This window comes from Humidesulfovibrio sp. (genome assembly GCF_035560995.1).
GTDB lineage: Bacteria > Desulfobacterota > Desulfovibrionia > Desulfovibrionales > Desulfovibrionaceae > Humidesulfovibrio.
Genome location: NZ_DATMYK010000183.1, coordinates 1 through 3303, shown reverse-complemented (window position 1 = coordinate 3303; position 3303 = coordinate 1). Strand labels below are relative to the sequence as shown.

Here is a 3303-nt window from a genome sequence, read left to right as displayed (position 1 = left end):
GTACAGGCCAAGGAGCCCGATGGGCAGATTCACGTAGAACACGCTGCGCCAGCCGAAACCCTGGATGAGCAGGCCGCCCAGGCCGGGCCCGGCCATGGAGCCCAGCGCCACGGTCATGCCGGTGAAGCCGAGCGCCCGGCCGCGCGTGGGGCCGGGAAAAGCTGCCATGATGATGCCAGGCCCGTTGGCCATGAGCATGGCCGCGCCAAGGCCCTGCCCCACCCGCGCGGCGATGAGCGCCCACAGGGCCGGGGCCGCGCCGCACAGGAGCGAAGCCACGGTAAAGATGATGAAGCCCATGGAGTACAGGCGCTTGCGGCCGTACATGTCGCCCATGCGGCCAAACAGAGGCAACAGGCAGGAGATGACCAGAAAATATGCGGCAACGATCCACTGCACCTGAGGCAGGGGCGCATCAAAGCCGATGCCGATGGTGGGCAAGGCGGTGTTGACGATGCCGGCGTCGAGGGTGGCCATGAAGGTGCCCGAAACCGCCACGCTAAAGGCCCGCCAGTCACCGGAAGGCGCCTTTTGTCCGTTCTCCTGCATACGACTCCCTGCGCGTTTTCAGAAGCGCTTCAGTATTCCATTTGACTCTGTCAATCAAGCGTTTTAATCTGTCGTTTCACGATCAGATCAGGAGGAGTGAATGCAGCAGGTTGAACCGGCCGACACCAAGCGCAGGCTCATGGACGCCGCAGGAGAGGTCTTTTCGGAAAAGGGTTTCAAGGCCGCAACGGTGCGCGAGATATGCCGCGTGGCCAGCGCCAACGTGGCGGCCGTGCATTATCACTTCGGCGACAAGGAAGGACTGTACAAGGCCTTGCTGGTGGAGGCCTTTGAAAACGGCCTGCGGCGCTACCCGCCAAACCTGCACCTGGGGCCGGAAGCCGGGTGCGAGGAGCGGCTGTTCGCCTTTGTGCACTCGTTTCTGCTGCGCACCCTGGGCAGCGAGCGCTTCGCCTGGTGCGGCAAGCTCATGGCCCGGGAGCTGCACGAGCCCACCGAGGCCCTGGACCACATCGTGGAGCGCTACATACTGCCGCTTACAGAGCAGCTGCGCACCATCGTAGCCGAGATAATGGGCGGCGAAGCCAAAGCGGGCGACACGCGCACCCTGCACTGCACCATGAGCGTAGTGGGCCAGTGCCAATACATCTTCCGCTCGCGCTCGGTCATCGGGCGACTTATCCCAGACCTGCGCTTCGATGAGGCGGGGATAGAGGCCCTGGCGCGGCACATCACCACATTTTCCTTGAGCGCGTTGCGGAACTTGCCCCCGGTGGAGCCGGAACCCGCATAACAGACGTGAAGTGAAAAAAACGGGCGGTCCGCAGGGGCCGCCCGTCGTTTTTCTTGCGGGGGGATGAAGGCGGCGGGCCGGGAAGGCTAGCCGTCGATGAAGTCCGACACGAGCTTCATGAGCTTGTCGTACTGGGCGGTGGGATCGCCCGACTGCACGGCCTGTTCGTTGCAGCGCAGCAGGTAGCGGCGCATGATCTGTGTGGTGGCCGAGCGCAGGGCCGAGCGCACCGCCCGCACCTGCACCAGGATGTCCTCACATTCCTTGCCCTCATCAATCATCCGCTGAATGCCGCGCACCTGACCCTCGATGCGCTTCATGCGGGCCATGACATCTTTCTTGAGAGCTTCCTGATCCTTGAGTTCCTTGGCCATGTCCGCCTCCTGAAATCCCTTGGCTGATGAAATAACACCGTTATGCGGAGCACGCGCGCCAGCGCAGCACGCCCCCTGCCCGCATGGGGTATCCGGGGCACAGGGTTTCGTTCCCGCATTTGGCATGTCATTGAAATCAGAACTTGGCAAGGGGGGGTCTCCTCAAGCGGCCAACTTCACCGACGCTCTCCGGCCCACTCTGCTACGCGAGGTTCCCGATAATTTCAATCGGAAATGTTGATGTCCTGCGGGCAAACACTCCGGAACTTGCCGCGTACGCATGAAAAGATTGACGGGCCGGAGGTTTGCGCCCCCGGCCCGCTTTGGTATCGGCTACTTCTTCTTGTTTTCGGTAATGGCGCAGGTCCCGTCCTTGGACCACTTGGTGGTGGCCTCCAGATAAAACACGTCCTTCACGTCCTTGCGCAGATCGCGGGTCATGTAATAGGCCTCGCCGCTGCGCGAACCCGTGGCGCACACGAAGACCACGGGCTTGTCGAACTTCATGCCCGGCAGCTTCTTCTCCAGCTCGTTCACCGGGATGTTCATCGCGCTGGGCGAATGGCCCGCGGCGAACTCGTCCGGGTCGCGCACGTCGATGAGCTGGATGCTGTCCGGCTTCTCGGCCAGGATCTTCTTGAACTGCTCCACGTTGATGGCGCCCTCGACGCCGCCGGTCTGGACCTTGAGACCGCCGCCCGAAGCGCCGTACAGCTTGACCCAGGCGGGCTCGCCAGCCTCGCAGACCTTCACATTGGTGTAGCCCAGGGCCATGGCCTTCCTGGCGCTGGCATGGCTCAAGGGGCACTCGTACCCGCCACAGAAGAACACCAGCTGCGCGCCCTTGTCCGCGGGCAGCAGGCCCTGCTTCTTGTCAAAGGTGGAATCCGGCAGGCTTATGGCGCCGGGGATGCTGCCCTCAAGAAACTTCACCAGCGGGCGGGAATCCACCAGCAGGAAGCTCTCGCCCTTGGTCAGCATGTCCTTCACCTGCTCCACGCCGATGGCCGGATAGTTGCCCGCCTTCACCCACTCCGGGTAGCCGCCGGGGAACACCTTCACATTCTTGTAGCCCAGCTTCTCGGCCTTGCGGGCGGAGTTGTGGGAGAGCCTGCACTCCGGGCCCTCGCAATAAAAAATGAGCGTGGCGTTCTTGTCCTTGGGCAAAAGCTCGGCGGCCTTCTTCTCGAAGTCGCTGTCCGGCAGGCTGATGGCCGTGGGGATGTAGCCCTGCACGTACTTCGCCTGGTACGGGCGCGAGTCGATGAGCTTCACCCCTTCCGGGTTGGGCACCTTCACCAGGGGCTTCACGTAATTGATGTCCACAAGGTGCTTGTAGAAGTAGTCCGGGTTGGCCGCCTGGGCCTGGACCGCAAAGGCCAGGGTCAGCAAAGCCAGCAGAAACGCCTGCAGCAGTCGCTTGGTACGCATGGTCTTCTCCTAGGGTTCGAGGGTTTGCAGACTCTCGGGCCGGAGGGTTCCCCCGGTCCCGTCGGGAACGATCACTTCGCGCCGGGTTCGCCCTTTTCCAGCGCGTCCAGCGTTTCCACCCACAGGCCGTGGTGGTGGCGGGCGTAGTGGCGCGGTACGCTGCCGGTGAACATGGAGCGGAAGCCGGGCTTTTCC

4 protein-coding genes are annotated in these 3303 nt (G+C 63.1%); 1 reads left to right on the top strand and 3 read right to left on the bottom strand.

Annotated elements, in window-relative coordinates; all coding sequences use genetic code 11:
• A partial coding sequence (locus VN419_RS07070) for an MFS transporter (RefSeq protein ID WP_325645904.1) occupies window positions 1-549 on the bottom strand: 549 nt, incomplete at its 3' end.
• 100 nt (window positions 550-649) lie between these two features.
• Between VN419_RS07070 and VN419_RS07065 the strand changes: the two genes are divergently transcribed.
• A complete protein-coding gene (locus VN419_RS07065) occupies window positions 650-1303 on the top strand; it encodes a CerR family C-terminal domain-containing protein (protein WP_325645902.1) in 654 nt (217 codons plus the stop codon).
• Window positions 1304-1389: 86 nt separating this feature from the next.
• Here VN419_RS07065 and VN419_RS07060 read toward each other — a convergent pair whose 3' ends face one another.
• Both VN419_RS07060 and VN419_RS07055 read right to left on the bottom strand, forming a co-directional pair.
• The gene (locus VN419_RS07060) at window positions 1390-1677 is read right to left on the bottom strand and encodes a metal-sensitive transcriptional regulator (protein WP_325645900.1); all 288 of its coding nucleotides are present in this window, start codon (window positions 1675-1677) and stop codon (window positions 1390-1392) included.
• Between the two features lie 333 nt (window positions 1678-2010).
• Window positions 2011-3108: a rhodanese-like domain-containing protein gene (locus VN419_RS07055; RefSeq protein ID WP_325645898.1), complete on the bottom strand. Its 1098-nt coding sequence runs from the start codon at window positions 3106-3108 to the stop codon at window positions 2011-2013.
• Window positions 3109-3303 lie beyond the last annotated feature (195 nt).

Coding starts and splice junctions, on each gene's coding strand:
- VN419_RS07065 (WP_325645902.1), top strand. CDS start 650: ATGCAGCAGGTTGAACCGGCCGACACCAAGCGCAGGCTCATGGACGCC.
- VN419_RS07060 (WP_325645900.1), bottom strand. CDS start 1,677: ATGGCCAAGGAACTCAAGGATCAGGAAGCTCTCAAGAAAGATGTCATG.
- VN419_RS07055 (WP_325645898.1), bottom strand. CDS start 3,108: ATGCGTACCAAGCGACTGCTGCAGGCGTTTCTGCTGGCTTTGCTGACC.